Annotated in this window: 29 protein-coding genes, 1 tRNA gene and 1 pseudogene; 14 read left to right on the top strand and 17 right to left on the bottom strand. The window is 56.5% G+C overall.

What is annotated here, in order from left to right; all coding sequences use genetic code 11:
* Positions 1 to 2: 2 nt before the first annotated feature.
* Together RAL91_RS04195 and RAL91_RS04200 are read right to left on the bottom strand one after the other, a co-directional pair.
* Positions 3 to 1,298, bottom strand: coding sequence for an SGNH/GDSL hydrolase family protein (locus RAL91_RS04195; RefSeq protein ID WP_306260006.1), 1,296 nt, complete (start codon positions 1,296 to 1,298; stop codon positions 3 to 5).
* Positions 1,299 to 1,303: 5 nt separating this feature from the next.
* Positions 1,304 to 2,488, bottom strand: a complete 1,185-nt coding sequence (locus RAL91_RS04200) for an MFS transporter (protein WP_306260008.1) — start codon at positions 2,486 to 2,488, stop codon at positions 1,304 to 1,306.
* Positions 2,489 to 2,594: 106 nt separating this feature from the next.
* Here RAL91_RS04200 and RAL91_RS04205 point away from each other — a divergent pair, with 106 nt between their 5' ends.
* A complete protein-coding gene (locus RAL91_RS04205) occupies positions 2,595 to 3,500 on the top strand; it encodes a LysR family transcriptional regulator (RefSeq protein ID WP_306260010.1) in 906 nt (301 codons plus the stop codon).
* Positions 3,501 to 3,614: 114 nt separating this feature from the next.
* Here RAL91_RS04205 and RAL91_RS04210 read toward each other — a convergent pair whose 3' ends face one another.
* Positions 3,615 to 3,968, bottom strand: coding sequence for a VOC family protein (locus RAL91_RS04210; protein ID WP_306260012.1), 354 nt, complete (start codon positions 3,966 to 3,968; stop codon positions 3,615 to 3,617).
* Between the two features lie 25 nt (positions 3,969 to 3,993).
* Positions 3,994 to 5,004 (bottom strand): LysR substrate-binding domain-containing protein, encoded by a 1,011-nt coding sequence (locus tag RAL91_RS04215; protein WP_306260014.1) that lies wholly within the window; start codon positions 5,002 to 5,004, stop codon positions 3,994 to 3,996.
* Positions 5,005 to 5,058: 54 nt separating this feature from the next.
* Here RAL91_RS04215 and RAL91_RS04220 point away from each other — a divergent pair, with 54 nt between their 5' ends.
* The 6 genes from RAL91_RS04220 to RAL91_RS04245 all read left to right on the top strand — a co-directional run bounded on the left by RAL91_RS04220 (position 5,059) and on the right by RAL91_RS04245 (position 8,238).
* Positions 5,059 to 5,751 carry an FMN-dependent NADH-azoreductase gene (locus tag RAL91_RS04220; RefSeq protein ID WP_306260015.1) on the top strand — a complete coding sequence of 231 codons (693 nt, stop codon included), beginning with the start codon at positions 5,059 to 5,061 and terminating at the stop codon, positions 5,749 to 5,751.
* A gap of 238 nt (positions 5,752 to 5,989) precedes the next feature.
* On the top strand, positions 5,990 to 6,313 hold the full coding sequence (locus tag RAL91_RS04225; protein WP_306260017.1) for a helix-turn-helix transcriptional regulator: 324 nt from the start codon (positions 5,990 to 5,992) through the stop codon (positions 6,311 to 6,313).
* Positions 6,310 to 6,720, top strand: a complete 411-nt coding sequence (locus RAL91_RS04230) for an SRPBCC domain-containing protein (protein WP_306260019.1) — start codon at positions 6,310 to 6,312, stop codon at positions 6,718 to 6,720. The genes RAL91_RS04225 and RAL91_RS04230 overlap by 4 nt, the downstream gene beginning before the upstream one ends.
* 30 nt (positions 6,721 to 6,750) lie before the next feature.
* Positions 6,751 to 7,116, top strand: a complete 366-nt coding sequence (locus RAL91_RS04235; protein ID WP_306260020.1) for a DoxX family protein — start codon at positions 6,751 to 6,753, stop codon at positions 7,114 to 7,116.
* 27 nt (positions 7,117 to 7,143) lie between these two features.
* The gene (locus tag RAL91_RS04240) at positions 7,144 to 7,728 is read left to right on the top strand and encodes a YdeI family protein (protein WP_306260022.1); all 585 of its coding nucleotides are present in this window, start codon (positions 7,144 to 7,146) and stop codon (positions 7,726 to 7,728) included.
* 87 nt (positions 7,729 to 7,815) lie between these two features.
* Complete coding sequence (locus tag RAL91_RS04245) at positions 7,816 to 8,238, top strand: DUF1801 domain-containing protein (RefSeq protein WP_306260024.1); 423 nt, start codon at positions 7,816 to 7,818, stop codon at positions 8,236 to 8,238.
* Positions 8,239 to 8,274: 36 nt separating this feature from the next.
* On the opposite strand, the gene RAL91_RS04250 is transcribed toward RAL91_RS04245, so the two are convergent.
* The 7 genes from RAL91_RS04250 to RAL91_RS04280 all read right to left on the bottom strand — a co-directional run bounded on the left by RAL91_RS04250 (position 8,275) and on the right by RAL91_RS04280 (position 11,676).
* Positions 8,275 to 8,850, bottom strand: a complete 576-nt coding sequence (locus RAL91_RS04250) for a putative glycolipid-binding domain-containing protein (protein ID WP_306260025.1) — start codon at positions 8,848 to 8,850, stop codon at positions 8,275 to 8,277.
* 69 nt (positions 8,851 to 8,919) lie between these two features.
* Entirely contained in the window at positions 8,920 to 9,264 is a 345-nt protein-coding gene (locus tag RAL91_RS04255; RefSeq protein WP_306260027.1) for a VOC family protein, read from the bottom strand.
* A gap of 41 nt (positions 9,265 to 9,305) precedes the next feature.
* Positions 9,306 to 9,704 carry a GFA family protein gene (locus tag RAL91_RS04260; RefSeq protein WP_306262775.1) on the bottom strand — a complete coding sequence of 133 codons (399 nt, stop codon included), beginning with the start codon at positions 9,702 to 9,704 and terminating at the stop codon, positions 9,306 to 9,308.
* Positions 9,704 to 10,015 carry a hypothetical protein gene (locus tag RAL91_RS04265; RefSeq protein ID WP_306260029.1) on the bottom strand — a complete coding sequence of 104 codons (312 nt, stop codon included), beginning with the start codon at positions 10,013 to 10,015 and terminating at the stop codon, positions 9,704 to 9,706. Before RAL91_RS04265 ends, RAL91_RS04260 begins: the two co-directional genes overlap by 1 nt.
* Positions 10,008 to 10,544, bottom strand: a complete 537-nt coding sequence (locus RAL91_RS04270; protein WP_306260031.1) for a GFA family protein — start codon at positions 10,542 to 10,544, stop codon at positions 10,008 to 10,010. Before RAL91_RS04270 ends, RAL91_RS04265 begins: the two co-directional genes overlap by 8 nt.
* Positions 10,537 to 11,019, bottom strand: a complete 483-nt coding sequence (locus RAL91_RS04275; protein ID WP_306260033.1) for a VOC family protein — start codon at positions 11,017 to 11,019, stop codon at positions 10,537 to 10,539. Before RAL91_RS04275 ends, RAL91_RS04270 begins: the two co-directional genes overlap by 8 nt.
* 3 nt (positions 11,020 to 11,022) lie before the next feature.
* Complete coding sequence (locus RAL91_RS04280) at positions 11,023 to 11,676, bottom strand: TetR/AcrR family transcriptional regulator (RefSeq protein WP_306260035.1); 654 nt, start codon at positions 11,674 to 11,676, stop codon at positions 11,023 to 11,025.
* A gap of 64 nt (positions 11,677 to 11,740) precedes the next feature.
* Here RAL91_RS04280 and RAL91_RS04285 point away from each other — a divergent pair, with 64 nt between their 5' ends.
* Genes RAL91_RS04285 through RAL91_RS04295 form a run of 3 tightly spaced genes read left to right on the top strand, consistent with a single transcriptional unit; the run spans position 11,741 to position 13,418 of the window.
* Positions 11,741 to 12,112, top strand: coding sequence for a DUF1428 domain-containing protein (locus RAL91_RS04285; protein WP_306260036.1), 372 nt, complete (start codon positions 11,741 to 11,743; stop codon positions 12,110 to 12,112).
* A gap of 16 nt (positions 12,113 to 12,128) precedes the next feature.
* On the top strand, positions 12,129 to 12,749 hold the full coding sequence (locus RAL91_RS04290) for a dihydrofolate reductase family protein (RefSeq protein WP_306260038.1): 621 nt from the start codon (positions 12,129 to 12,131) through the stop codon (positions 12,747 to 12,749).
* 15 nt (positions 12,750 to 12,764) lie between these two features.
* Entirely contained in the window at positions 12,765 to 13,418 is a 654-nt protein-coding gene (locus RAL91_RS04295) for a glutathione S-transferase family protein (RefSeq protein WP_306260040.1), read from the top strand.
* 40 nt (positions 13,419 to 13,458) lie between these two features.
* Here the strand turns inward: RAL91_RS04295 and RAL91_RS04300 are convergent, their stop codons facing one another.
* Positions 13,459 to 14,079 (bottom strand): glutathione S-transferase family protein, encoded by a 621-nt coding sequence (locus RAL91_RS04300; protein WP_306260042.1) that lies wholly within the window; start codon positions 14,077 to 14,079, stop codon positions 13,459 to 13,461.
* Between the two features lie 91 nt (positions 14,080 to 14,170).
* Between RAL91_RS04300 and RAL91_RS04305 the strand changes: the two genes are divergently transcribed.
* Entirely contained in the window at positions 14,171 to 14,848 is a 678-nt protein-coding gene (locus RAL91_RS04305; RefSeq protein WP_306260044.1) for a YafY family protein, read from the top strand.
* A 174-nt stretch (positions 14,849 to 15,022) separates the two neighbouring features.
* Here the strand turns inward: RAL91_RS04305 and RAL91_RS04310 are convergent.
* The 4 genes from RAL91_RS04310 to RAL91_RS04325 form a co-directional block, all read right to left on the bottom strand.
* Positions 15,023 to 15,099 (bottom strand) — tRNA-Arg (locus RAL91_RS04310).
* 291 nt (positions 15,100 to 15,390) lie between these two features.
* Complete coding sequence (locus tag RAL91_RS04315) at positions 15,391 to 15,954, bottom strand: D-Ala-D-Ala carboxypeptidase family metallohydrolase (protein WP_306260045.1); 564 nt, start codon at positions 15,952 to 15,954, stop codon at positions 15,391 to 15,393.
* 58 nt (positions 15,955 to 16,012) lie between these two features.
* Positions 16,013 to 18,007, bottom strand: coding sequence for a DUF2207 domain-containing protein (locus tag RAL91_RS04320; RefSeq protein WP_306260047.1), 1,995 nt, complete (start codon positions 18,005 to 18,007; stop codon positions 16,013 to 16,015).
* Positions 18,008 to 18,014: 7 nt separating this feature from the next.
* A complete protein-coding gene (locus tag RAL91_RS04325; RefSeq protein WP_306260049.1) occupies positions 18,015 to 18,569 on the bottom strand; it encodes a LemA family protein in 555 nt (184 codons plus the stop codon).
* Between the two features lie 198 nt (positions 18,570 to 18,767).
* Here RAL91_RS04325 and RAL91_RS04330 point away from each other — a divergent pair, with 198 nt between their 5' ends.
* A complete protein-coding gene (locus tag RAL91_RS04330; RefSeq protein WP_306260051.1) occupies positions 18,768 to 20,051 on the top strand; it encodes an efflux RND transporter periplasmic adaptor subunit in 1,284 nt (427 codons plus the stop codon).
* 3 nt (positions 20,052 to 20,054) lie between these two features.
* On the top strand, positions 20,055 to 23,249 hold the full coding sequence (locus tag RAL91_RS04335) for an efflux RND transporter permease subunit (protein ID WP_306260053.1): 3,195 nt from the start codon (positions 20,055 to 20,057) through the stop codon (positions 23,247 to 23,249).
* A 156-nt stretch (positions 23,250 to 23,405) separates the two neighbouring features.
* Here the strand turns inward: RAL91_RS04335 and RAL91_RS04340 are convergent.
* A pseudogene (locus tag RAL91_RS04340) lies at positions 23,406 to 24,038 on the bottom strand (tyrosine-type recombinase/integrase).
* A 406-nt stretch (positions 24,039 to 24,444) separates the two neighbouring features.
* Between RAL91_RS04340 and RAL91_RS04345 the strand changes: the two are divergent.
* Positions 24,445 to 25,896, top strand: coding sequence for an HD domain-containing phosphohydrolase (locus RAL91_RS04345; RefSeq protein WP_306260055.1), 1,452 nt, complete (start codon positions 24,445 to 24,447; stop codon positions 25,894 to 25,896).
* The last annotated feature ends 62 nt before the right edge of the window (positions 25,897 to 25,958 follow it).

Consider the following 25,958-nt stretch of genomic DNA (forward strand, 5'->3'; position numbering starts at 1 on the left):
AATCAGCGGCCGAGCAGCGCATTGAGGTCGACGGCTTGGGCCATCGCGTGGTTGCCCGTGTCGCCGGGATGGAGGTGATCGCCGGAGTCGAACGATGGGGCGAGACGTGCAGGGTTCGACGGGTCACGGAGTGCTGCGTCGAAATCGACGACGGCGTCAAAAGCGCCGCTCTCCCTGATCCAGCGGTTCACCGTTTGACGAAGAGCATCTTTGTCGGCGTCATAGTAATCTGCGAATGGTGTGCCGGTAAGCGCGCCCTCGAACGGCGTAAGTGTCGCCCCGATGACCCTTACATTGTGCGCTTGCGCCAGAGCGATGAGCTGCTGGTAGCCAGAGATCATGGCCTCGGCAGTTGGTCTCGTCTCACGTCGGGCGAAGGCGGTGCCTGGCCAAGAAATATCGTTGATGCCAATCAGGACGATAATGGCCCTCACATTCGGTCGGGCAAATACGTCCTGTTCCAAACGCGCGACGGCGTTTACGCCCATTTTATTCCCTAGGAGACGCGCACCGGATATGCCGGCGTTCAGCACCGCAACGTCGTGTGACACCAGACGTCTTGCGAGGAAATCCGGCCAACGCGCGTCAGCATCGACCGTCGCGCCGTTCCCATCGGTGATCGAATCGCCGATCACGATGACCGCGCCGTCATTCTCGGTATCGACCAACACATCGCTCAGCAGAATGCGGGCGTCTGTCGTGGCTATCGCTTGAAAGTCGACGCTGCGTGTGAGATCGCCCCTGCCGAACCAGGCCTTTCCTCGGCCCTCCCAATGAAAGGTACTCAGCGGTGTCTCGTCGGGGAGGTAGGTGGAAACAACAAGACGCGCCTGTGCGTCCACGTTCATATTCACCGGATCACTGATAGCCGGTGCACCTGGCGGGATGACTATGAGGTCCTTACCGCCAAATGTAAGCGTGCGGATCGTATCTCCTTCAATTGCTCCGTCTTGGCCTGCCAGCGCCATTGTCGCGCTACCAATTTTCAATGAGCGTTCTCCATAGATATTCGAAAAGACGAAGCGTACGCGCGAGCCGCCCAGGCTGATGCGCACGATCTGCCGGAAGGTCTGGTCTTCAACCGTTGCCGGGATCTTAGTTGGCAAGGCGAAATTCTCTTCCCAAACCGGCTGTGGACTGGCCATCCATGTGCCGATCCAGTCTCCATCCTCAGCTTGCGCTGGTGACTGGCCGAGAAGGACGGACGCCAGGGCAAATGCGCCAATGAACTTGCCGAAGAACTTTTTTCTTCGGCCGTATCGGTAGCCCGTGGTCGCCGAGAGGGCTTCATTTGACATTGCTCTTATCCTTTGATTTTGCGAGCGACATTCGATCTCGTCGAGTGTTGGTCGATGCGCGCCGCGAAAGCGGCGACCGCGATCGCGAGGCTTGGAAAGAGGGCTGAGACCAGCGGCAGGACGACAAAGCCCGGGCCGTGGTCGATCACCATGCCGCCCGCCCATGCACCGATCGCGTTGCCGAGGTTGAAGGCGGCAATGTTGAAGCTCGATGCCAGTGTTTGCCCGGCACCCTCGGCCTTAGCGAGCACCCACATTTGCAAAGGCGCCACCGTCGCGAAGCCGGCAATTCCAAGCAGCCCGACGAAAATCACAGCGGCAACGCGATCCTGGAACGCGAACGTCATGAGGCCGAGAACGACAGCGAGAAATCCCAGCGTGCCAAGTATCGCTGGAACGAGACGAAAATCCGCCAATCGTCCGCCAATCAGATTGCCAACCACCAGGCCGATGCCGAAGATCAGAAGGATTGGCGACACCGCGTTCTCGGCAAAACCGGTAACTGTCTTTAGGATAGGCGCGATATAAGTGAACACTGCGAAGACACCGGCATAGCCGAGCACCGTCGTCAGAAGTCCAAGCACTACCGGACGCCGGGCGATGGCTCTCAGATCGGTGCGCCAATCGCTTGCTTCCGGCGTAGCCTTGTCTCTGGGAACGAACAGAATGATAACGGCAAGCGCCAGAAGACCGACGACTGTCACCGCCCAGAAGGCCGACCGCCAGCCAAATTGCTGGCCAAGCCAGGTTCCAAAGGGCACCCCAAGGACTGTCGCGAGCGTCAGACCGGTGAACATGATGGCAATGGCAGACGCCTTGCGATCGGGCGCAACCAGTCCTGTTGCGACGACGGCCCCGACCCCGAAGAAGGTGCCGTGGGTCATCGCCGTCAGCACCCGCGCCGCCATTAAAAACCCGTAACTCGGCGCCAACGCACAAGCAGCGTTCCCAACGACGAAGATGACCATCAGTCCGATCAGAACGACCTTGCGTGGCCATCGAGTCGTTAGAGCGGTCAGCAAAGGCGCGCCGACCACCACGCCCAATGCGTAACCGGAAATCAGAAGCCCCGCCGCCGAGATCGAGATGTCCAGATCGCTGCTGACCTCAAGCAGCAAACCCATAATGACGAATTCGGTCACGCCAATGCCAAACGCTCCGGCCGTCAGGGCATAAAGAGCAAGAGGCATGCAGGTTGTCCTTTCGTCGAAATTTCAGATCGAAAGACACTATGGACGTTATGCATAAAGTGAGATAGACAGCGCATAGTACAATCACTTATGAGTTGAATTCATCATGGCACGATTGGAAGTCAATCGCTCTGGCGAAATGGAAGTCTTTGTCAGGGTCGTCGAATTGGGCGGGTTCACCGCTGCCGCACGTGCCAGCCATATGACGCCGTCGGCCGTCAGCAAACTCATCGCCCGCCTGGAGGCACGTCTCGGCGCGCGGTTGGTAAACCGCTCAACGCGAAAGCTTCAGCTCACGCCGGAAGGCTGTGTCTTTTATGAGCGCAGTACTCGTGTTCTCGCTGATCTGAACGAAGCTGAACGCAGTGCCTCGACAAGCGAGTGTCCGACTGGACGCATCCGTCTCAACACGAGCGCCTCTTTCGGCACGCATATTCTTGCGCGATTGCTCCCAGAATTTCTGGCGCTCTATCCGGATGTGACATTGGACATTGTGCAAACCGATGCCGTGATCGATCTTTTGGAAGACAGAACCGATGTCGCGATCCGCGCGGGGCCCATGAAAAGTTCTAGTCTTGTCGCACGTAAGCTGGGCGAGACACCGATGATGATCGTCGCAGCGCCATCTTATCTAAAGACAGCCGGTACGCCGAAAACCATCGCTGATCTCGAAGATCACAACCGCATCGGCTTCAATTATGCGCGCGCGGTCGAGGGATGGCCATTCAAGATCGAGGGTGAGACGATCATCGTTCCTATGGCAGGAAGTGTTCAAACGAGTGATGGCGAAGCGCTGAGGCGTCTCGCATTATCCGGTGTCGGGATTGCTCGCCTCGCTGCATTCACCGTGCGAGAGGATATTGAAGCGGGACGGCTCATCTCTTTGCTGGAGCCCTTCGGCACTAGCGAAAAGGAAGCTTTTCACGCCGTTTATGTCGGTCAAGGCGGTCCGCTTCCTTCACGGGTCAGAGCGCTACTCGATTTTCTGGCCGAAAACGCGAAAGTCCAATGATTGTTATTCAATGTGAGAAGCATAGCGTTGAAAATGGTGCATAACGTTGGGTGAAAGAGAACTACGTCTCTGAAATTTCCCTATGATCCGTTTTGAGTGGTTTGCCGACGCTGCTCAATCAGGATGTGAAAGAACGTTAAGCAGCTTTCCAGCTGGATCGCGGACATAGAAACGCCGAACCCCCCAAGGCTCGTCAGTCAGTTCATAGGCGATCTCATGACCGAATTTTTTTGACAGTGCATATGCAGCGTCCACATCATCAACTTCGATCGAAAGGTCGGGTACGGGGGTGCCCGAACCACCCTCACTCGCGACACTGATTTGAACCGCCGCGGTCTCACCCGAAGCAAGCGTCACGATCCATCCGTGGTCCATAACAACGTCCAGACCAAAGAGATCCGAATAGAATTTTTGAACCGACGAAACCGATTCCGCTGCCACGTTCGTCACAATGCGTTTGACTTTCATTCAACTTCCTTACGCTACGCAGTGGTTATTTATCAATTATGTTACTGGCCGTCAGTGATGGGGCCACCTCTTCTTGATCCAAAAGCGTGCCGGCCCAGTTTGCGAATGTTTCGATCAGCGGCACACGTCCGTTGTCCGCGTCATAAACGATCCAGAAGCTGTAGCTGGGAACTGTGGTGCCGAACGGCCTTTCCAATAAACCATTGTCCAATTCCCGTCGGACGAATGCATGGCCGATGAGCGCGGCGCCGCGCCCTGCCAGAGCCATTTCAATAGCCTGATTCTCATCGCTCACATGGATGAGCTTGTCTTGCCCGATTGCGGCCATGGCATCTGGCTGCCCTGCGGCGGCGAACCAGTCTTGCCATTGTGGCGCGTCGGGATCGCGGCTCTTCCATTCGAAATGGATCAGCGGCACGTCAAGCAGGCAGGCGGGATTGCCGGATAACGCTAGGCGGGTTCGCAGCGACGGACTGAGAACCGGTTGCAACTGATCCTGATACAGTCTGAAAGCCGAAGCGTCCGTAGGGGCATGTCGGCTGTACCGTACAGCGAAATCGATGTCGCCGCGCTTTAGATCATGGACTTCTTCGCTCGCCCTTACTTCCAATGGCGGCTCGGGATTGACCGCATACCACTCCGCAAGGCGGGGCAATAACCACCGCGCCGCGAAAGCGGTCGTCGCGGTCATCACCAACGGACGCCGCGCGTTCGCCTGTGTAAGCCCATTCATAGCGGCGGCAAAATCGTCGAAACCGCGCCTGAGGACGGGCAGCAGCGTCTGCCCAGCCTCGGTGAGCCGCATTGGGCGTGGCCGCCGGCGAAACAGGAGGCAACCGCAAATCTCCTCAAGCAGTTTCACCTGATGGCTGATAGCCGTCGGGGTCACGCCGAGTTCAGCAGCCGCGTCTGCAAAGCTCATATGCCGGGCTGCTGCCTCGAAAGCACGCAGACTGTTAAGGGGTGGCAAGCGTCTCATCCGCGGCATTGTAGATGAATTATTCTCATCCAGCAGCTTATAAATTCGATTTTGCATGGCTCAACACCTTCAGGGCACATGAGGAAGCATAACAATCGGAGGAATAACCAGATGGCCACCTTACTTCACATCGACGCCAGCGCGCGCAGCATCGGTCCCGCGCCAGAGCGACACCGGTCGCTGAGCCGGCAACTCTCGCAGGCCTTCGTCGACGAATGGCTTGCCAAGCAACCTAAGGACTTCGTGATTCAACGCGACGTGGGCTTGGCTCCGCCGCCTGCCATCAGCCAGGACTGGATCGAGGCCGCTTTCACACCACCGGAGCAGCGCAACGCCGAGCAGGAAAAAGCGCTGGCGCTGTCGAACGAGCTCATCGCCGAAATCGAAGGGGCCGACATCATCGTGCTCGGAACGCCAATGTACAATTACGGCATGCCCGCCGCGCTCAAGGCGTGGTTCGATCAGGTCATCCGCGTAGACAAGACATTCACCTTCGATCTTGCCCGCGGCGACTTTCCATTGGAGCCGGTCTTGACCAGCAAGACGCTGGTCATGCTGGTAAGCAGGGGCGAGTTCGGCTTTGCGCCCGGCTGCATCCGCGAGGACATGAACCATCTTGAAACACATATCCGCGTCGCGGCGCGCTATCTCGGCGTCGCCCGAGATCATCTGATCGCCATCGAATACCAGGAATTTGGCGATGACCGACATAATCAGTCAATCGCTGACGCGTTTGCTGAAATCCCCAAGCTTGTCGGGACGGTTCAAGCTTACCGGTCGACCGAAGAAAGGGATGATGAGTGATATTTTATCTGCTCAAATTCACATAGCCAAAGAGGTGCCGCAGATCGTCGATGAAAAACTCGCCGCCATCTACGGGATGCACCGCCTGTAAAAGTTTGTCGTGCGTTTCGATGGGTAAGGATGCATTCAATTTCCACTACTCACCTTCTGATAATGCACTGTTTTTCTATTCGTTCTTGACCAACTCATACCTCTTTGGCTATACATAAATCAATAGTCAACGAGGTATAGCTTCCAAATGTCACAAGCGCATGACGTACTGTTCAAGGCACTTTCTGACCCGACTCGAAGAGCTCTTTTTGAACGGCTTTGCCGGGAAGGAGATACGACAGTCGTGGCTTTGACGGCAGGTGCCGGTGTCTCACAACCTGTTGTTTCAAAACATCTCAGAGTTCTGAGGGAGGCGAAGCTTGTTAGTGGCCGGCATGAAGGACGCCAAACGCACTACAGCGCTCGACTCGACGCGCTGTCGCCGCTGGTCGACTGGACACGCCAGATGGCCCAGTTTTGGGAAAGCCGGTTTGACGACCTCGAAGACCTGCTGAAAAGGATGGACAATTGAACGAGAGATCAACCGGAACACGTTCTGTCGTCGTCGAACGTGAGTTGCCTCATCCGCTGGAGAAAATCTGGCGCGCGCTTACGCAGCCTCATCTGATTGAGGAGTGGCTGATGAAGAATGAGTTCAAACCAATCGTGGGCCACCAGTTCGAGTTGGGCGTAGAGTGGGGCAAGGTCGAGTGCGAAGTCCTAGCCGTCGAGCCGAACAGCACGGTTTCCTACACTTGGGGCGACCACGATCTGAAAAGCATTGTCACATGGACGCTTACTCCCACGGAAACGGGGACAGTTCTGCGCATGGAACAGACGGGCTTCCACTCAGATCAGCCGCGCTATTATCAAGGCGCAAAGGCCGGATGGCCGAGGTTCTTTAGCCAACTGGAGCAATTGCTGGAACGGCTGGACTGAATCTGAACCCATAAATCGAGGAGTGAAGGGATGAATATGTTTCTATGGATTCTTCAGATCGTTCTAGCGCTGCATACGGCCATCGGCGCGGGCTGGAAGTTTTTCAATTCGGAGCAGAACATTCCCTCGCTGAGTGCCATACCTCATGGGCTATGGATAGCGCTGACCCCCTTTGAGTTAATATGCGCAGCAGGGCTGATTGCCCCGGCAATCGTTCCGTCTCTCGGCATTCTTGTTCCGATCGCGGCGATCGGCATTGCGGCTGAGATGTTGGTCTTCTCGGGCGTGCACCTCCAGTCCGGAGAGGGGCAGAACGGTCCCATGTTCTACTGGCTCGGTGTGGCGGCCATCTGCGCGATTACCGCAGTTGCGCGCTTGAAAATCTCGCCCCTCTGAAGGCGCCCGGAGGAAGGATATACGATAATGAAAAAGAAGTCAGAAGTCGAAAATCTGCTGCTCAAAAAGAACTGGCACAAAGAGCGGAAAAAGCTGCGTTCGCTGATCCTCGATTGCGACCTTGACGAGGAGGTAAAGTGGGGCAAGCTCTGCTATTCGTATCAAGACAGCAATGTCGTGATCATTTACGGAATGAAGAACTACTGCGCCCTCGGGTTCTTCAAAGGTTCACTCCTTGATGACGACACAGGTTTTCTGGTGCAACCGGGCAAACACTCGCAGGCCATGCGCCAGCTACGGTTCGATAACCTCGATGAAATCTCCGACAGCGAAGACCTCATCAAGGACTATATAGGAAAGGCAATCCAGGCGGAGAGGGATGGTCTTGAGGTGGATTTCGATGAGAAGGACAACCTGACCTATCCCGATGAGTTGCAGGACGTGTTGGATGATGACCCAGAATTTGCCGAAGCCTTCGATGATCTGACACCGGGACGTCAGCGGGGCTATGTCCTCCACTTCTCGGACGCCAAACGGTCCACGACGCGGAGCTCAAGGATCGAGAAATGCACGGCAAAAATTTTGGATGGCAAGGGACTAAATGAACGGTGAAACCTTCAAGCGAGCTGTCATTGGCTATTCCGCCTCATGTCAGCAGGCACAAACTTGGACGTTCCGCAGCAGAAGATGGAAAGTAAGATGGCAGACAAGAACGCCGAGAAACCGAAGCTTCTTTCAGGCGGCAATCCTCAGATACCGAAAGGCGAAGGCGATGCCTCCGTGCAGGCTTACATTTCTGCCATGCCGGGCTGGAAGCAGGACATAGGGCGCAGCATTGATGATATTGTAGTGCGTCTTGTTCCAGGCGTGCAAAAGGCCGTCAAATGGAACACGCCCTTCTATGCGGTCGAAGGAAATAGCTGGTTCCTAGGTTTTCATTGCCTCGCCAAATACGTCAAGGTCACCTTCTTTCGCGGCGACTCGCTCAATCCCACGCCGCCTATCGAGTCGAAGCAGAAGGACGTGCGCTACTTCCATATTCATGAGGGCGACCAATTCGATGAGGCCCAGTTCGCCGACTGGGTAACGCAAGCCAGTAAGCTAACTGGTCAGAAACTATAGATCATGCTGAGTATCACTGGCGGCAATCCAGTTTTCTCACTCCGAGATCGCTGTCCACAGCCCCGGATAAATACGAACTATCCCGAACTCGTCGGTTACGAGGTTGGCGGCATAATCGTGGGAAGGTGAGCTATAGGAAAAGTCGGTTTTGGAAAGCCGCTGATACACTTGTCTCAACGGTTTGAAACGCCAGTCTTCGGTATCAAGCCAGACAGCGGTCGTTTCGACCTTCTCGCCGATTTCCAAATCCAGCCGCCTGATCGCATTCGTGTTCGTCGCTGGCGTGAAGCCGAGATCGACGTCAAGAAGACCAGAGACTTCGCCAATCTCTTCGCCGTTGAAATCCCATGAGCCTGTCGGGTGGCGCGATAATGCAAACTCTGTCTTCGTAGTGCCAAGCCACCCGCTCACGCGCGCCGACTGGCTTGACCAGTCGGAATTGCAATTAACCTCATACTCGAACTTCGCCGGATCATCGCGCTCTTGATAGAGTGCCGTTCCTGAAATCAGAAAGCCATCACCCGATGGTTCGTAGGAGCAAGCGTCCATGCCATCTACATCAACCCTGCGCCACAAGATGGTGCGTGGAAACTGTTCATATTTGATGGTCATGCTAGTAACCCGCCCTTCTATTTCAGATCGCAGCTTAGCTCCCAGAGATGGCCGTCGGGATCGGTGTAGTTAGCCGTGCGGATGCCCCACGGACGATCCACTGGACCGCTCAAGGGCCTCAATGCCTCTTTCGGGCAGGCATGCCATTGTTGCATCAACATTCTCGACAGGCAAAGTATATACCGAACGCAGGCCTGTGGCGGCCATTTTTGCCGGTTCGATCAGCTCTGGCACGGCGCTTGAGCGCAGTAGATTCACCAAGGTCTCACCGATCTTGAAAACGGCAGAATCCTCATCTTCATAGATCGTCTCGGACTGAAGGAACTTCTCATAGAAAGCCTTTGCCAAATCTTTATCGGCGGTAAAGAGTGTGATTGCCCCGATGTGTGTCGCTTGGATCGTCTGCTCTGTCATACTTTCTCTCATCTGTGATCAGTCATCATCGCCGCTTTGGGTCAGTCAAATTCGCGGTGTTGCGGAAGATCATCTGTGATCTCAAACCATTCGGCTTTCGACCCGACGAAGATATGCGCCGTTGGCCGGATACTTGGCGTATCGACCAGCGTACCAAGCGTGACATGGGCGAACGTGCCGTCCCGGACCACAGAATATAGCAACGAGCCGCATGTCACACAGTGAAGGTCGTGCGCGTCGCCCCCGCCGAAACGCAGCAACTGGTTTTGCCCCGATACGATCCCAATCCTGTCGATCCCGATACCAGCCATCGGTTTAAAGGCAGACCCAGTAGATCTTCGGCAATCCGAGCAATGGCAGTTCATCGCATATTCGAATGCGTCCGCCACTTCATACGTCACCGTGCGGCAGAGGCATTGTCCTTTCAGCTTTCTTTCCATCATTGACTATCCGTAATCCTGAACAGTCGCACTGGCCCCTTGCCCCCGCGCTCGATCACGCCCTTGGCTTCCAGATCAAGCTGCACAGCGACCAGCCACCACCCAGCTTTCTCCCCGCCGGGGAAAAGCTCCTCGGAAAGGTTGGGCAGCAAGGCCGCTTTGGCATCGGCGAACGTCATGCCGGGCGGTTCGGTCGGTAGCACCGGAAGGAAGGCGTCGCGCATGGCCAGATACTTGGCGCGGTTCACGCGTTTGGTCTTGCCTAGCTGCGTGATGCTCTCGACTTCGATCATTTCTTCGGCGTCAGACATTGATCTCTCCTGTCTCGGGCGTCTTCGGGGTGCGGAAACCCATCGCGACCCACGCGCCAAAGAGCTTTGCAAAGAAGCCCAAGCTCTGTTTCTTGGCGTTGGGAATATCATCCGGCAGACTCGCACCTATAGGGAGGTCTGAGGCCATCGTGCGCATTTCCGCTGGCGGCAGCGCGCCTTCGGGCCAGAGCGTGCCATAGAGGCTGAACCAGTGGCCGTGCTTGAAATCCAGATATATCGGCGTGTTGCAGCAAGTCGCGATGACCCGTTCCGACGAGGAGTCCGGTGTCAGGCGAAACGACTTCAGCCTGTCTTTGCCGGTTAGAAACGCCACGCGGTCTTTGCGATACATCACGAAGGGCGTCGCGTCGTAATCCGTCAGGACTGGCGGTGCGCTCTCAAGCTGCTGCATCCGTTTCCCGGCCTCTCGGCATGAGGAACAGCAGCACTCGACACTCGCGATAGGCTTGCCCTGAACCTCAAGGCATGTTTGCCCGCAGGAACAGGTGATCTCGGTTGTATCACCCATTCGCTGGATCTCTCGCGGCTGCAGCCTCCAAAGCCGCGATGTCGATCTTGCTCATCTGCATCATGGCCTCGCTCACGCGCCGCACGACGCCTGGATCGTCACTGGCCAGAAGGTCCGGCATCCGTTTCGGCACGATCTGCCAGGATACGCCGAAGCGATCCACCACCCAGCCGCAGTGTCCGGCCTCGCCGCCATGCTTAGTCAGCGCATCCCAAAGCCGGTCGGTCTCCTCCTGATCCTCGGTAAGCACGCTGATCGAGGCGGCGGGCGTCAGTTTATGATGCGGACCTGCCGTCAGGATCATCATCGGCGCTCCGGCAAGGGTGAACTCGACAACCATCGGATCGTCGGGCCGACCGTTTTCTCGCACGGTCTCGATCCGGCTGTCCGGCACGAGCTTTACGTATTCCTGGGCTGCCTCATGGCCACCCTTCTCGAACCAAAGGCAGGTCCGCACTTTTGCTGCATGTTCCATTACTCAATTCTCCTTTGTTGGTGAAGTTTGTGGTTCGACATTGAGTCCGAACAGTCCCCGCACATAGCGGATCAGGTGATCGACGCTCTCGCGGGCGAGGTCGGCGTCGCCCGTCGCCTTGGCGAGGATGAACCCGCCTTGCAGGACCGCCTGGGTGTGCCGGGCGAGGCTTTCGGCGGTCCAGTCCGCGTCGATGCCGCGCTGAACCCTCGCCGCTTCGATATCCGCCTCGAGCGTCGCCGCATGACCGAAGATGCTGTCGGCGCAGGCGTCACGGATCGCGGGAGCGCTGTCATGCACTTCCTGCGTCATGGTGCCGACCAGACAGGTATATTCGAACGTCTCGCCATCGATGATGGACTTGCGGAAGTCGAGATAGGCCAGAACGCGATCCAGCGGATCGTCCGTCTCGTGATAGGGCGCACCGGCAAACATGGCGCTCGTCGTCTCTGCCCAGAAATTCGCTGCGGCAACGCCGAGCGCCTCTTTCGTCTTGAAGTGGTGGAAGAACGCGCCCTTCGTCACCCCCGCTGCCTGGCAGAGATCGTCCACCGAGGTGGCGGTAAAACCTTTCTGCCGAACGATGTCTCGAGCGGCTTCCAGAAGACGAGTTTTCGCATCGCCGCGTTCGGGTGATTGTTTGGTCGGTCTGGGCATGCTTGACTACATACCGTACGGTTGGTATGTAGTCAAGCATGAGAAGTACGAGAGGAAAACGACAATGAGCTACATCGACAGATTTATCCTCGCTGTGCCAGCCGCCAACAAGCAGACATTCATTGATCACGCAGACCGGGCCAACCGCTATTTCATGGACCAGGGAGCGGTTCGGGTTCGGGAATGCTGGGGTGACGACGTGCCTGACGGAAAGCAGACCGATTTTCGCAAGGCCGTTCAGGCCAAGGGCGAAGAGACGGTAGTGTTCAGCTGGATCGAATGGTCGGACAAGACGACCCGCGATGCCTGCATGGCTCAGATGGACGATGCATCGAAATCCGACGAACGGATCAATCCCGAGAAGAACCCGATGCCGTTTGATGGGATGCGCATGATTTACGGCGGCTTTTCACCCGTCGTCGAACTCGACGCCTGATGGATTGGAAAACTGTATGAGACCGATCAAGATCCAGACATTCATGAGCCTCGACGGCGTGATGCAGGCACCCGGCGGGCCCGACGAGGATACCTCCGGCGGGTTCACTCTCGGTGGGTGGTCGCAGCCCTATTGGGACGAGATGATGGGCGATATCATGGGCAAGGCGATGGCCGAAGAATACGACCTGCTTCTGGGCCGCAGGACCTATGACATCTTCGCCGCGCATTGGCCGAATGCGGGCGATGACAATCCGGTGACGCAGAAGTTCAACAAAGCGACGAAGTACGTCGCGACCTCCGCACCAGACACGCTGGAATGGCAGAACAGTCAGGCGATCACCGGTGATGTCGCGGCGACCATAGCAGAGTTGAAGCAGGGCGATGGATTGCCGCTCAGCGTGCAGGGCAGCATCCAACTCACCCAGACACTGCTCGCACACGGACTTGCCGATGAGCTGTTCCTCTGGACATTCCCGGTCGTCCTCGGCTCGGGCAAGCGGCTCTTTGGAAACGGCACGGTACCGTTCGGTCTGGAACTGGGCGATGTAAAGACATCCACAACCGGCGTGACCATGGCCCGCTATCGCGCCGCTGGAGACGTCAAAATCGGCTCCTTCGCCTTGGAAGACCAGTAAGGTGTAGGCCCCGCGATGACAATCACGATCACAGCCTTCACGGCCTCACCGGATCGCGGGCGGGGTCTTGCGCGCGACATGCCTGTCCGCTGGGCGCTCGAAGAGGTCGGCCAGTATTATGATATCCGGCTAGTCTCGTTCAAGGAAATGAAGGAGCCAGCCCATCTCGCCCATCAGCCGTTCGGGCAGATACCAACCTATGAGGAAGACGGACTGGTTTTGTTCGAATCCGGTGCCATCGTGCTGCATATCGCAGGGCGTTATCCAGGCTTACTGTCCGACGAAGAGAATGCGCGGGCACGGGCAATCGCTTGGATATTTGCGGCGCAGGCGACCGTGGAACCCCCGATTGTCGAACGCGAAACCGCGGGGTTTCTGGAACAGGATCGGGTTTGGCACGAACAGCGTCTGCCATTGATGGAGGAGCGCATCGAAACACGGCTGGCCCAACTCTCCGCCCGTCTCGGCGAGGCTGACTGGCTCCAAGGTGCATTCAGCGCGGGTGATCTGGTCATGGTGAGCGTGCTGCGCAGATTGAACGGATCGCCTCTCTTGAACGCGTTTCCGAACCTTTTGGCCTATGCCGCACGCGGAGAAGCGCGGCCCGCTTTCAAACGCGCATTTGCTGCTCAGCTGGCCGTCTTCGAAAGGCGATCCGCAGAAGTCTGATCCCCGGCGGCGAAATAATCACCGCAGGGATAACGTTCGATCAAGCGACGCTGACCTGCTCCAGATGCGCCGCGTCGAACTCCGCCATCTTTCTCGCCGATGGCCGCGCTTCGCAGCGCTCGATCCATGCCTTGATCGCCGGTTGATCCGGCGCAGCATCGGGAAACCATGTGAACGGCGAGACCAGCAGCAGGTCTGCCGCCGTAAACTGCTCACCCATCAGAAATGGCGTATCTTCCAGAGCACCGGCCAGCCGAAAGGTCATCTCGGGAATGCCGCGAAAGGTGACGTCGAATATGGGATGCGACAGTTCAGTTGCTCCAATGACGAACACCGGTTCGACCACATTGCCATACCATGCGAGCCAACTCAGATATCGGCCGCGTTGCTGATCGCCCGCAACCGGCCCCATCCCAGCCTTCGGAAACAGGTCGGTCAGATAGAGAATGATCGCATTCGATTCCCAAATTTCGACGCCGTCATGCACCAGCAGCGGCACCTTGCCCTCTGGATGCGGGTTCGTCGAATCCTTCTCGCCCGTCCCATCATTGTGCGTAATGCTGACGATGCGGATATCCACCTCGGTCCAGATGTCTAACTCGTCGATCAGACGGATGATGCGCGACGAACGAGAACGGGGCGAATGATATAGGGTAAGCATGGTTTTGACCTCATGAGTTGGTTTCGAATTGCCATCCGGTATATGAGCATCATACTGTCAGTTTCCGTCAGGATGTCGTGAGGAGGATGTTATGAGCCGGCCCGAACGCCTTTTTCGTCTTCTGAATGCCCTACGGGTTCTACCCAAACCCGTCACAGCGGCCCGGCTCGCCCGCGAGACCGAAGTGTCGGACCGTACGCTTTATCGCGATATCGAAAGCCTTCGGGCGGGCGGCGCGCTGATCGACGGCGCGCCCGGTCTTGGTTACACACTCACCGAAGACCCGGCCCTGCCGCCGCAAACCTTCTCCCGGATCGAGATGGAAGCGCTGGTCGTCGGTCTCAGCGATGTGCGCCAGCGTGGCGACCCGCAACTGGCGGAAGCGGCTGATGCTGCGCTCGCCAAAATTGCCGCGACGCTGCCGGAACGTCTGCAACGCCAGATCCTTCACGCAACGCATATGGTCTATCGGTATGAAACGCCCGTGAAAGGTACGACGGACATCTCGGATATCCGCACGGCCTGTTGGGACGAGCGTGCAATCGACATCGACTATCGTGATGCGGACGAAGTTCAGAGCGAACGGCGCATCTATCCGCTGTCCATCGTCTATCTCGATACCGGGTGCGGACTGCTTGCCTGGTGCTGCCTCCGCCAGGATTTTCGAAAGTTCCGGATTGAGCGGATCGAAGCCTTTCAACCGACCAACGAGAGTTTTCGCCCAAACCGCGTCAGGCTACTCCGCGACTATCTTGCTCAAATGTCGTGAAGCGGCGTGCCGGTAACGCATTGGCACTCCATGCGACGGCCTCGCACATACAGCGTCAGCGAACCGCTTTTGCGTGAACATATGTCGGATGGGCAAATAACCATCAGGCGCGACGACGATCAGATTAAACCTGTCGCGACGCTTGGGTGACGAAATGTTTTTTGAAGAGAAAAATGGTGCACCCGACTGGATTCGAACCAGTGACCTTCGGCTTCGGAGGCCGACACTCTATCCAGCTGAGCTACGGGTGCATCTTTGCGTTTTTAACGCTTGAACTGCTTACGTGGTGCTTACGTGAGAAACCTGGCTTTGAAAAGTCATCATTGCGCCTCATGCAAGCTGTTGATTCTAAGTACTTTTTTCGTCTCCTTTTTTCGAATTCCTCCTTGACATCAGCCTTCGGAGGGCAGCGCTCTATCCAGCTGAGCTACGGGTGCTTTTGGATATGAGGTCTGTTTAGCGGATGCGGCAGCTGGTCGCAACGGGGAAATCGGGTTGACGTAAAAAAGGTCGGCGGTGGTGCCGACCTTTGTCAAATTTTCCTACCAGGTGCGCCGTGGTCCGACATCTATGTGATAATGGCCGCCGCGATAGTATTTGTAACCGCCAACGCCGGGGTGGCTCTTGAGGAAGCGGACGACGGCTTCCGGGTTGGCGCGCACGCCGAAATCAGCCGCCTTGCATTTGCGGTGCCAGGATTTGCGGGCACCACCTTTGCGCAAATTCTCCAGCCACCAGCGTTTGGTCGACGTCACCGAGACCGGCCCGAATTGATGGGCCACATCCTGCAGGACATTTTTAAGGCGCCGTGGCACGCACCATTTTGTATCGGAATAAGTGACCTTGGCATTGGGGTAGGGGAGGCTGGATGAGCGGGTGCTGCCACAGCCTGCAAGGGCAAAGGCCAGCAGCATGATTGTCAGAACAAGCGCCATGCGTTGAAGGTTGATCGGCTGCGGATCAAACGGTTTGCGTGGTTGGACAGGCCGGTTGAAAATGCGTCCCAAGCGGGTGTGCCCCCGGGCGTTGGAACCGGGAATATCCGGCACGCTGAAGGTGGCGTTCAGGGCGTCTGTGCCCGGCTGTTTTTGAGTGCGATGTTCCATGGCCGCACCCTAGCCGTGCAGGGTTAATTTCGTGCTGAGAAAGCTGGTTTATAAAGTGTTACCAGCCGCCCCCACCGGAGCTGCCACCACCCCCTCCGGCGAAGCCGCCAGAGCTGCGTCCGCCACTGCTGCGCCTCCCGCTTTTAGGCGCAGGAATGGACGAGCGCATATCCTGTTCCAATGTGCGGGAGAGCCGTCCAAGATCCCGGCCAAGATTGTTGAAGCCGCGCCCGCGATGCCCGTACCAGTTGGAGGAGCGCATGGAAGCGGCCTCTGCCATCGTGGCGCTTTCAAGCCAGCGATCAAACGCGCTGGACCAGGGTTTTTCAAGATCAAGGGCGATGGCGAAAGGCAGCAAGGTTTCGAAATGCTGGGGCGACATCTTGGGTGCCCCCTGCAGGTTCAATCGGTCCTGCTCTGCCAGTTGCAAATAGGTTTTCAACCCTTCAATTTTGGCCAGCACCTGTTGGCCCAGGGGCGTGGGGGCCTGCATCAGTTTGAAGAACAGGGCGTTCACAGCCACAACGGCACTCAGCACCAGAAGAACCAGCGGATTGTCGATCTCAAAACCGTCAATAATCAACGGCACGACGCTCGCTGCGCCCACAAGTATACCGGCCAGTGGAATCAGCGATATTACCAATTGCCACCATCTGCGGCGATGGGCCTGCAGGGCGCGCACAATGCGCAGCAAAAACACGCCGATGAATATGAGGAAAATGATTGAGGCCATCAGCGGCGGGATGAGATTGGCAAGGCTGCCTCGGGACAGCACCAGCAGTGCCATAACACCCAGCGCCGACAGGGCGACGCCGACAATGCAATAGCCGCGATTGACCCGGAAAAACACCTGACCGTGCTCGCGTTCAATCGCGCCCCGGAATCGGCTGACCATGCTCTTGATGGCCTTGCCCTTGGCTTTTGAGAATTGCAGGGTTTCGCCCTGATCCAGTCTGGACAGCAGAGCAGCCTCGCCGGTGGCCGGTTTCATGCCGTCCTCCGGGTCCTGTGTTTTCTCGGTGCGGGTGATTGAGGGCGTTTTGTCAAACCCGGAAATTGTCAGAAAGCCACCGACAGCCAGATTGACGAGCGACGACGAAAGGGCGCGAAACGGATTGCCGCCAAAACCGCGATTTTGAACATAATTGGCAAGTGCAGGCGAGATGCCTTCAGGTGGTCTCCAGTCAGGCACGACCACGCCGCCCGGCGGATCGCGCCCGACGCGCAGCCACACCGCCACGTAATAAAGGCTCACCAAAAACAGGATCAGAATGGAGCCGACGATTTCCAGATTATCGCGCAGATACCACCAGATCAATTGTCTGAAATCCGGCTCGCGGACGGCCCTTTTTTCAAACTCAGCACGCACAGTGATGATACCGCCTGGCTGAAGTACCTCTTGCCGCGTATAAAATGCCGCGTTTTTATCCTCTGACAGGTAATGATTTGAATGGGCATTCTCGTCGCCAAAGGCACCGGCGTAAAAGTCTGCCGAGATCAGCTGTCTGTTTTTCCGCACACGTATGGTTGCTGTGATGCTATCGATGGGCAGGTTTTCAATGTCACCCGCGACATTCCAGATCAGGAAATCCTTGTCAGAGCCAAACTGCACCTGCCGGTCGACCCTGTAGCGAATGGAATACGTATGTTCGCCAATTGGAAGAAGCACGTTCTCCTCACCAATGAACAGACGCACATTGCCCGGAAAATACTCAATTCTGTATTTTTCCGGCACGCCATTGCGCGTAACTTCTCTAAATTTATAGGAGATTTTTTGCAGCCTGCCATCCGCTTCCTCGCGGACAGTGCTGAAGTCGAGATAAATGCCGCGTTTGATCTGCTTCCGCTCCGCGCGCACGGTAATCGTATCGCGCACACTCAGCCGACCATCTCTCGGGATCAATATCTTGCTGTCAAAAGACAAGATGCTCTCTCTTGCCTCTACCTGCTGTGGCAGCGCAACAAGCGCGACAACAATCAGCAAAAGCGCGTAAGCAGCAGACAGCAAGGCGCGAGGAACCGCAGCAAAACCGGTTGTCAGGAAGCGGGTCACTCTGTGCTCAGAACTGAACGTCTGGCACGGCTCTGTCGGAGGCATTTTCAATTTCAAAATAATCCATTTGGGAGAAACCGAAATTATTGGCAATCAGATTGGATGGAAAGCTCTCCACTTTCACATTCAAAGCGCGGGCAGCCCCATTATAATAGCGACGCGACATCTGGATTTCTCCTTCAATATCACTCAGCTGTTTTTGCAAATCCTGAAAGTTCTCATTGGCTTTCAAGTCCGGATAGGCTTCGGCAACGGCCATCAGCTTGATCAGTGCTTCGCTGAGCATGCTTTCGCTCCGGGCGCGTCCGGCCACATCATCATCAGCCACAGCACCGGCATTTGCGCGCAATTCAGTGACCCAGGAAAACGTCTCCATTTCGTGGGTCGCATAGCCCTTCACTGTTTCCACCAGATTGGGGATCAGATTGGCGCGGCGCTTGAGCTGAACATCAATGCCGCTCCAGGCTTCCTTCGCCATCTGGCGGGCTTTAACCAGACCATTATAGATAAAGATCAGATAAACGCCGATTACGATAATCAGTGCAATCACAATCAGTTCCATGATATTCTCCTATCGGTCGGCGCTCGATAGCCCCTGTAATACCCAGCCCATCGCAACCGGCCCTTGCAAATCGCTCTTGCAACGAGTCTTTGCAAGGAAAAGATTTTAAAACCGTTTTGCGCCCAGCTTGTACTTGCTGGTCGGTGCAATCGCTATATATTGCCGTTCTTAAAGCGTGTTTAACTGAAAGACAATTACATGCATCTTCTGCCAGGACTGAATGACCGACTTCCATTGCTGGTAGCAGGTGGTGTCCTGATCGCTTGCCTGACCACAAGCGTGCCCAATAGCGCCAGTGCCCAAGGCGGCCCTGCAGGGGTGGTTGTGGAAACCATCGAGACGCGTTCCTTTACCGAAACAGCGCCTGTGCTGGGCGAGTTTGTGGCGCCAACCAGCAGCGTGGTTGCCAGCCGCATTCCAGGCCTCATTGTCGAGGTCTCGGTTCAGGTGGGCGACCGCGTGAGTGAAGGGGATCCGCTGGTTCGGCTGGATACGGAGCTTCTGGGCATTGAATTGGGGGCGGCAGAAGCTGCGCGCAACGAAGCTTCTGCCGGGCTGACCGTCGCCGAGGCCGATCTGGCGCTGGCGCGGCAGGCGTTTGAACGCATAGAGCGTCTTAAAAAATCGCCGGCTTTCTCCCAGGGTCAGTTCAACGATCTGGGACAGCAATTGCAGCGTGCGCAGGGACAGATCGCGCAGGCACAGGCGCGCATCAAAAGTGCCGATGTGACCATCGCGCGCAGCCGCTACAATCTGCAGAATGCCGAAATACGCGCGCCGTTTTCAGGCACAATTCTGGAACGTCAGGCGCAGCCCGGTGAATACATTACCACCGGCAGCGCAGTTGCAACCCTTCTGGACGGCGCGCATCTGGAAATTGTGGCCGATGTGCCTGCTGCTTATGTTGCAGGACTGGCGCAAGGGCGCGAAGTCAATGTCAGATTGGCCGATGGCGGCGAATACCAGGCCATGGTTCGTGCCGTTCTGCCGCGCGAGACCGTGTCCACCCGCACCCGGCCGGTGCGGTTGATCGCACCCTTCACCGCAGCCGACGCCACCGATGGCAGCACACCCTTTGCCGAAGGTCAGTCTGTAACGGTTCTGGTGCCGGTTTCAGAGGAAAAATCGGTGCTGACAGTGCCCAAGGATGCTTTGGTGCAGGCTCGGGGCGGCTGGATTGTTTACATAGCGGAAGAAGGCAAAGCTCAACCGCGACCCGTCCAGATTGGTGCAGCTGTGGCTGACCGTTTTGAAGTGCTGAGCGGCCTGCAGGAAGGTCAGCAGGTAGTGGTGCGGGGCAATGAACGGCTGCGTCCGGGACAAGATATCATGACCGGACCACCCGGAGGTGCCTCAAGTAGTGCCCCCGGTGGAGCTCCAGGTGGCGGACAGGGCGGTGAAGCGGCTCCTGATGCAGAAGCCCCCAAAGCAGCGCAATCAGACGCAGGCGACACATCGTCCGATGAAAAAAGTGGCGGATAGCTCATGAACATCATCAAATATGCCATTGAACGCCCGATTGCTGTTATCGCAGCGGTGCTGATGGCTGTGCTGTTTGGTCTGGTGGCATTAAGCACCATTCCCATCCAGCTTGCGCCGGATGTGCGCAAGCCCATTATCATCATCGGTACTGACTGGGGTGGTGCTGCGCCTGCAGAAGTAGAGCGCGAGATCGTCAATCCGCAGGAAGACGTGTTGCGCGGGCTCGACGGTCTGGAGACCATGCTGTCCCGGTCCCAGACAGGGCGCGCTGAAGTCACACTGGAATTTGCCATCGGCACCAATATGGACCGCGCCTTGTTGCTGGTCTCAAACCGGCTGGACCGGGTGAATTCCTATCCTGATGAAGCAGGCCAGCCAACGCTCAATACATCGGGCGCGGAAGACAGTCCCATTGCCTGGTTCATTCTAACGCGGGCCGAGGGCAATACACGCGAAATTGCTGAATATGGCGACTTCATCGAAGACGTGGTCAAAGAGCAGGTGGAACGTGTGGAAGGCGTTGCCAATGTCAATGTATATGGCGGCGTCTCGCGCGAGTTGCAGGTTGTCATCAATCCGGAACGGCTGGCCCGCTTTCGTCTGACCATCCCGCAGGTCATTTCAAAAATGCGGTCGGAAAACATTTCTGTCTCTGCCGGCGATGTGGAGGAAGGCAAGCGCCGCTATATTGTGCGCGCGCAAGGGGAATTGAACACGCTGGAATCCGTCAACGCGGTGGTTCTGCGCAGCGAAACCGATCTAGGCACAGAGCGTCTGGGCCGCGTGCTGGTCAGAGATGTTGCCACCGTCAGGTTTGACTATAAAGAGCCCGGCGCACGCATTCGCTACAAGGGCCAGCCTGCCATTGCCATCAATGCGGTCCGGGATGCCGGGGCGAATGTCATTGAAACCATGGAAGGCGTGCGGCAAACGCTGCTGTCGCTTGAGAAACGTGACATTGAGCCTGCAGGCCTAAAACTCAATCAGGTCTATGATGAAACGCTTTATATCAACAGCGCCATTGATCTGGTGACCCAGAACATCTGGGTGGGTGGCATTCTCGCTGCCTTCATTCTGATGCTGTTTTTGCGCTCACCACGGGCAACTTTGGTCATTTCGCTGGCCATTCCAGTGTCCGTTGTTGCCTCCTTTGTGGCAATGGCCGCCATGGGCCGAACGCTGAACGTCATCTCGCTGGCTGGCATTGCCTTTGCTGTCGGCATGGTGGTGGATGCGGCAATTGTGGTGTTGGAAAATATCTTCCGTTTCCGGCAGATGGGATATTCATCCCGGCAGGCAGCCTATGAGGGTGCACGGCAGGTTTGGGGGGCCATTCTGGTGTCAGCCCTGACCACCGTTATGGTGTTCATTCCCATTCTCGTCATGGAACTGGAAGCTGGGCAATTGTTCCGCGACATTGCGGTAGCGATATCGGTGTCTGTGGTGTTGTCGCTGATTGTGGCGGTGACCGTCATACCGGCTCTGTCCAGTCGCCTTTTAGGCAGTAAAGGCAAGCTTGAGCCAATCCGCCTGCCAATCATTGATCATTTTGCCCGGTTCTTCTCCAGAGGGATCATGGCCTATGTGAAAGTCACAATTGCCAACCGTATTCTTGGCCTGTTCATGGTGGCGCTGATCGGTGGCAGCGCTATTTCTGCGGCCTGGTATTATCTGCCAGAGCTGGAATATCTGCCCGAGGGCAACCGAAATTTGATCTTTGGAATTGTCATTCCACCACCCGGTTACAATCTTGAAACCACCACCAGCATCGCCAAGCGCATTGAAGATGTTGCAGAACCGATATGGAACAAGGATCTGGATGACCCTGAAGGGCCGCCTGCCATTGAAAGCTTCTTCTTTGTGGCAACACCCAGCAACTCCTTTGTCGGAGCCGATGCAAAAGACGGAACCCGCGTTGGCGAACTGATCCCGGTTCTGTCGCGGCCCATCTTCTCCGAGCCCGGTACATTCGGCTTCATCACGCAGCCATCCCTGTTTGGTCGCGGCATTGGCGGTGGGCGTGCCATAGAACTGAACGTTTCGGGCCCTGATCTGGAAGATATTCTGGGCGTTGCACAGCAGGCCGCCGGCATCATTGCCGGCCGGTTACCGCGTGCCGAGGGACACCAGTTCCGTCCCATACCAGGGCTGGAATTGGGCGCGCCGGAAGTGCGGCTGACACCTGACCGCCTGAGACTGGCGGATGCAGGCGTTGGGGCTGCCAATCTGGCAACCACGGTGGATGCCTATAATGACGGCGTGCGCATTGCCGAAATTACTGTCGGAGGGCAGCGAATTGACCTGACCCTGAAGGGCGATGACACCAATTCTGACATTCAGCGAACGCAGGATATCGGTGCTTTTCCGGTTGTGACGCAATCCGGGCAGATTGTGCCGGTTGAGGCGCTTGCCAGCGTCACAGTGACGGCAGGCCCAACAGAAATCCGGCATCGTGAACGGCTCAGAACGGTTACGCTGGAGGTGCGCCCCTCTAACGAACTACCGCTGGAAACAGCGCTGGAGATACTGGAAACCGACGTGGTCGCGGTGCTTGAACAGGGCGGTCTTCCGCCGGGTGTGCGCTTCACCCTGTCGGGAACAGCGGATCAGTTGACGCAAACCTGGAATGCCATTTCCATCAATCTGGTGATTGCGCTGCTGATTGTCTTCCTTGTCATGGCCGTGTTGTTTGAAAGCTTCATTCTGCCAATGGTCATCATGATATCCGTGCCGGTGGCAGCTGCAGGCGGGGTTGGCGGACTGGCCGCATTGAACCTCATCCAGACCCAACCACTGGATATGCTGACGTTGCTGGGATTTGTCATTCTGGTGGGGATTGTGGTCAACAATGCCATTCTCATCGTGCATCAGTCACTGCATCATCTGCGTGAAGACGGTATGGAGCCGAAAGCGGCCATCACTGAGGCGACCAGAAACCGCATCCGCCCGATATTCATGAGCACACTGACCAGCGTCTTCGGCATGTTGCCGTTGGTGCTGTTCCCGGGCGAGGGTTCAGAACTCTATCGCGGCCTTGGGTCTGTCGTCGTCGGTGGTTTGGCAACGTCTGCGTTGCTGACCCTGCTGACCGTGCCACCGCTGCTGGGCATTGTTCTGCGCAGTTTGCCCGCCATTGCAGACGAAACGCCGCCTTTGAAAGTCGACGGCGAGGGGAACGCCCCGCAGCCGGCGGAGTGATTGTTTGCGTTGTTGGTGCAATGGGCGGGAAGCGGAACTTCGCTGCGCTTGCGAACCCGGCAAACCGAATAGAAAGAAGCGGACCTTCGACTGGTCGGATCACAGCGACTCACAAAACAGGTAAAAAGAGGCCGTCCGCGAAGACGGCCCCGGTAATCAGATTTCATCGGCTTCCGAGATTGCCAACGCGTCTTCTAGCTCGACGCCAAGATATCGAACTGTGCTGTCCATCTTTGTATGTCCAAGCAAAAGCTGAACCGCACGCAAATTGCCAGTCCTCTTGTAAATCTGCGACACCTTGGTTCGACGCATCGAATGGGTCCCATGCGAACTTGGTTCCAGACCAACCGACTTGACCCACTCTCGAACCAGTCGCGCTTATTGACGTCTCGAAATGTGGAGACGTTCGTGGAAACGCCCAGGCCACAGAAACTCAGAGCCGACCATCAATGGTTCGTCCATCCATCTAAGAAGTGACTTTCGGGTTCCTTCAGTGATCTCGAACCGAACCGGCTTTTGCGTCTTGCTCTGAATGATCGATGTTCGCTCCTTTACTTGGCCGGCTGCAAAAACATCAGCAACCATCAGTTTCACCAGATCGCAACCGCGCAGCTTGCTGTCGATGGCCAGATTGAACACCGCCAAGTCGCGGTAATTCTCGGCAATTTCTAACCGCACGCGGATTGCCCAAACATGTTTCGGCAACAAAGGGCTTTTCTGTCCAACAATGCGCCCTTTGTTCCAGGCTGGACGACAAGCGCGAATAGCAGGTAAATTTTGAATATGCATGGTGGTTCCTCAATTCCACCGCGCCCAACCTCAACGCCAACCCGACGTTGACGCGAGATCATACCATGCACATGTATGAATGCAGAGAAAGTCGGCTCTGAGCCCAATTTACACATTCTTAAAGCTGCGCCTGCAAGGTCTCGGTTAGTTCGCGTCAATCCAATTGAAAATTGAAGAAGTGTGAGGTAACTCTGAAGGGTCCGAATTGCAGGAATCTGATTTGCTTGTGGTATTGGTTCGTTTCAGATGCATCTGACAGCAAAAGTGAACTTGAATGAGAATAGGTCAACTAGCGAGTTTCGGAGTAGCGCTCCTCGGGGGCGGAACAAAGACCGGAATAGCAGAAGGGCTGGGTGTTCTCGCATTGGCAGCGGACGCTGCAACGGGCAGACCACAGGGTTCGGGTTTGACGGCGGCTATAGTCGCCGCCGAATTTTCGCGAAGGCTCGGCGACAACATCGAAACCCAAAAAGATGCGTATCACATTGCCTTGGTTCGGTTCATTGGGTGCACCATAACCAGCCACGAAACCGGCATGTTGTCGATTGGCGATGATCAAGGATTTGCCGTCGCGACAATGCTGGGCGATTGGGCCGACCGGGCCGATCTGAAGAAGCATCTGAATCATTTCATCGCTTTGGACGTCCCAGAAGACGAGCGTGATGCGGCATTTGAATCGATCTGCGATATCATCCCCGAAGCCGCGCCCGACTTCACCGCTGCCCACTGTCGCCAATCATACCTCTTGGCCAAACGGCTACCCATTTCCAAAGCTGTATTGGAAAGCATTCCCTACTTTTACGGCCGATGGGATGGGAAGGTACTTCCCTATGGTGGGGCAAGTCTCCCGTATTTGCAGCGGCTTCATCGCGTCACCGAACTGGCCGAGCTGGTTCGACGGCTAGAAAACCCGACCCGCGCGAAAGAGGTCATTGCCACCAAGCTTGGCCACGAAATCGATCCGGACTTGGGCGCCAAATTTCTTGAGCATGCGGACGAAATTTTCAAAGCCGCCAGCAAGACACCGGAGTTTGAAAGCTTCGTCGCCGCGGAACCTGGAGAGCGCGTTCTCATGACGCCCCAGTGTCGCGAAACCTTGGCAGAGATTGCCGCCGATATGACCGACCACAAAGCCCTTTGCTTCCTAAGCCATTCCCGCAGGGTCGCGGGTCTTGCCGCCCAAGCCGGACAAATAGCGAAGATGTCCAAAGGCGACGTCGTTAACCTTAGATTGGGCGCTCTGGTTCACGACATCGGCAAATGTGCGATAAACAATCGTATCTGGTACAAAGAAACCGAACTTGCCGTCTCCGAAAGATTGGAGATGGAACGTCATACCTATCAGACGCAGTTTTATCTTTCCCACGGCAGTCCATTCTCGCAATGGGCCGGCGTGGCCGCGTCAGTCCAGGAGCGCGCGGACGGGTCGGGATATCATCGTGGCGTTCCGCTCACGGACTTGGGCGCGAATATCCTCGCGGCCGCAAACGAATACGACGAACTCACGCATGGAATGCCCAATCGCCCGGCAATAAGTCCCGAACAAGCCGCCGAGCATTTGAATGCACAGAGTCGTGAAAAGCGGTTCCTGGCAACCGCCGTCTCGTCAGTTTTGCAGGCCGCTGGTCACAAAATAAGCGAAGCACAGGCGTCGTTTCCCTTCGGGCTCACGCGTCGGGAAGCGCAGGTTCTGTCTCGATTGGCAAAAAGCGAAACCACGGCGGGAATTGCGCAAACCCTTGGGATATCACCTAAAACTGCCGATCATCATATCCAGAATATCTACAACAAGACAGGTATCCGAGCCCGCCCCGCGCTTGCTCTGTTCGCGCTCGAGCACGGGATCGTGATGGATTGAGAATTTTCGTGAGAAAATAGGGGAAACTCCCGATACATAGGGACCCTCCTATGCTGCACCCT

The organism is Pararhizobium sp. IMCC21322, assembly GCF_030758295.1.
Taxonomy (GTDB): Bacteria; Pseudomonadota; Alphaproteobacteria; order Rhizobiales.

Excerpts from the sequence above, each read along its gene's own strand:
- RAL91_RS04195 (WP_306260006.1), bottom strand. The coding sequence starts at position 1,298 with ATGTCAAATGAAGCCCTCTCGGCGACCACGGGCTACCGATACGGCCGA.
- RAL91_RS04200 (WP_306260008.1), bottom strand. The coding sequence starts at position 2,488 with ATGCCTCTTGCTCTTTATGCCCTGACGGCCGGAGCGTTTGGCATTGGC.
- RAL91_RS04205 (WP_306260010.1), top strand. The coding sequence starts at position 2,595 with ATGGCACGATTGGAAGTCAATCGCTCTGGCGAAATGGAAGTCTTTGTC.
- RAL91_RS04210 (WP_306260012.1), bottom strand. The coding sequence starts at position 3,968 with ATGAAAGTCAAACGCATTGTGACGAACGTGGCAGCGGAATCGGTTTCG.
- RAL91_RS04215 (WP_306260014.1), bottom strand. The coding sequence starts at position 5,004 with ATGCAAAATCGAATTTATAAGCTGCTGGATGAGAATAATTCATCTACA.
- RAL91_RS04220 (WP_306260015.1), top strand. The coding sequence starts at position 5,059 with ATGGCCACCTTACTTCACATCGACGCCAGCGCGCGCAGCATCGGTCCC.
- RAL91_RS04225 (WP_306260017.1), top strand. The coding sequence starts at position 5,990 with ATGTCACAAGCGCATGACGTACTGTTCAAGGCACTTTCTGACCCGACT.
- RAL91_RS04235 (WP_306260020.1), top strand. The coding sequence starts at position 6,751 with ATGAATATGTTTCTATGGATTCTTCAGATCGTTCTAGCGCTGCATACG.
- RAL91_RS04240 (WP_306260022.1), top strand. The coding sequence starts at position 7,144 with ATGAAAAAGAAGTCAGAAGTCGAAAATCTGCTGCTCAAAAAGAACTGG.
- RAL91_RS04245 (WP_306260024.1), top strand. The coding sequence starts at position 7,816 with ATGGCAGACAAGAACGCCGAGAAACCGAAGCTTCTTTCAGGCGGCAAT.
- RAL91_RS04250 (WP_306260025.1), bottom strand. The coding sequence starts at position 8,850 with ATGACCATCAAATATGAACAGTTTCCACGCACCATCTTGTGGCGCAGG.
- RAL91_RS04255 (WP_306260027.1), bottom strand. The coding sequence starts at position 9,264 with ATGACAGAGCAGACGATCCAAGCGACACACATCGGGGCAATCACACTC.
- RAL91_RS04260 (WP_306262775.1), bottom strand. The coding sequence starts at position 9,704 with ATGGAAAGAAAGCTGAAAGGACAATGCCTCTGCCGCACGGTGACGTAT.
- RAL91_RS04265 (WP_306260029.1), bottom strand. The coding sequence starts at position 10,015 with ATGTCTGACGCCGAAGAAATGATCGAAGTCGAGAGCATCACGCAGCTA.
- RAL91_RS04270 (WP_306260031.1), bottom strand. The coding sequence starts at position 10,544 with ATGGGTGATACAACCGAGATCACCTGTTCCTGCGGGCAAACATGCCTT.
- RAL91_RS04275 (WP_306260033.1), bottom strand. The coding sequence starts at position 11,019 with ATGGAACATGCAGCAAAAGTGCGGACCTGCCTTTGGTTCGAGAAGGGT.
- RAL91_RS04280 (WP_306260035.1), bottom strand. The coding sequence starts at position 11,676 with ATGCCCAGACCGACCAAACAATCACCCGAACGCGGCGATGCGAAAACT.
- RAL91_RS04285 (WP_306260036.1), top strand. The coding sequence starts at position 11,741 with ATGAGCTACATCGACAGATTTATCCTCGCTGTGCCAGCCGCCAACAAG.
- RAL91_RS04290 (WP_306260038.1), top strand. The coding sequence starts at position 12,129 with ATGAGACCGATCAAGATCCAGACATTCATGAGCCTCGACGGCGTGATG.
- RAL91_RS04295 (WP_306260040.1), top strand. The coding sequence starts at position 12,765 with ATGACAATCACGATCACAGCCTTCACGGCCTCACCGGATCGCGGGCGG.
- RAL91_RS04300 (WP_306260042.1), bottom strand. The coding sequence starts at position 14,079 with ATGCTTACCCTATATCATTCGCCCCGTTCTCGTTCGTCGCGCATCATC.
- RAL91_RS04305 (WP_306260044.1), top strand. The coding sequence starts at position 14,171 with ATGAGCCGGCCCGAACGCCTTTTTCGTCTTCTGAATGCCCTACGGGTT.
- RAL91_RS04315 (WP_306260045.1), bottom strand. The coding sequence starts at position 15,954 with ATGGAACATCGCACTCAAAAACAGCCGGGCACAGACGCCCTGAACGCC.
- RAL91_RS04325 (WP_306260049.1), bottom strand. The coding sequence starts at position 18,569 with ATGGAACTGATTGTGATTGCACTGATTATCGTAATCGGCGTTTATCTG.
- RAL91_RS04330 (WP_306260051.1), top strand. The coding sequence starts at position 18,768 with ATGCATCTTCTGCCAGGACTGAATGACCGACTTCCATTGCTGGTAGCA.
- RAL91_RS04335 (WP_306260053.1), top strand. The coding sequence starts at position 20,055 with ATGAACATCATCAAATATGCCATTGAACGCCCGATTGCTGTTATCGCA.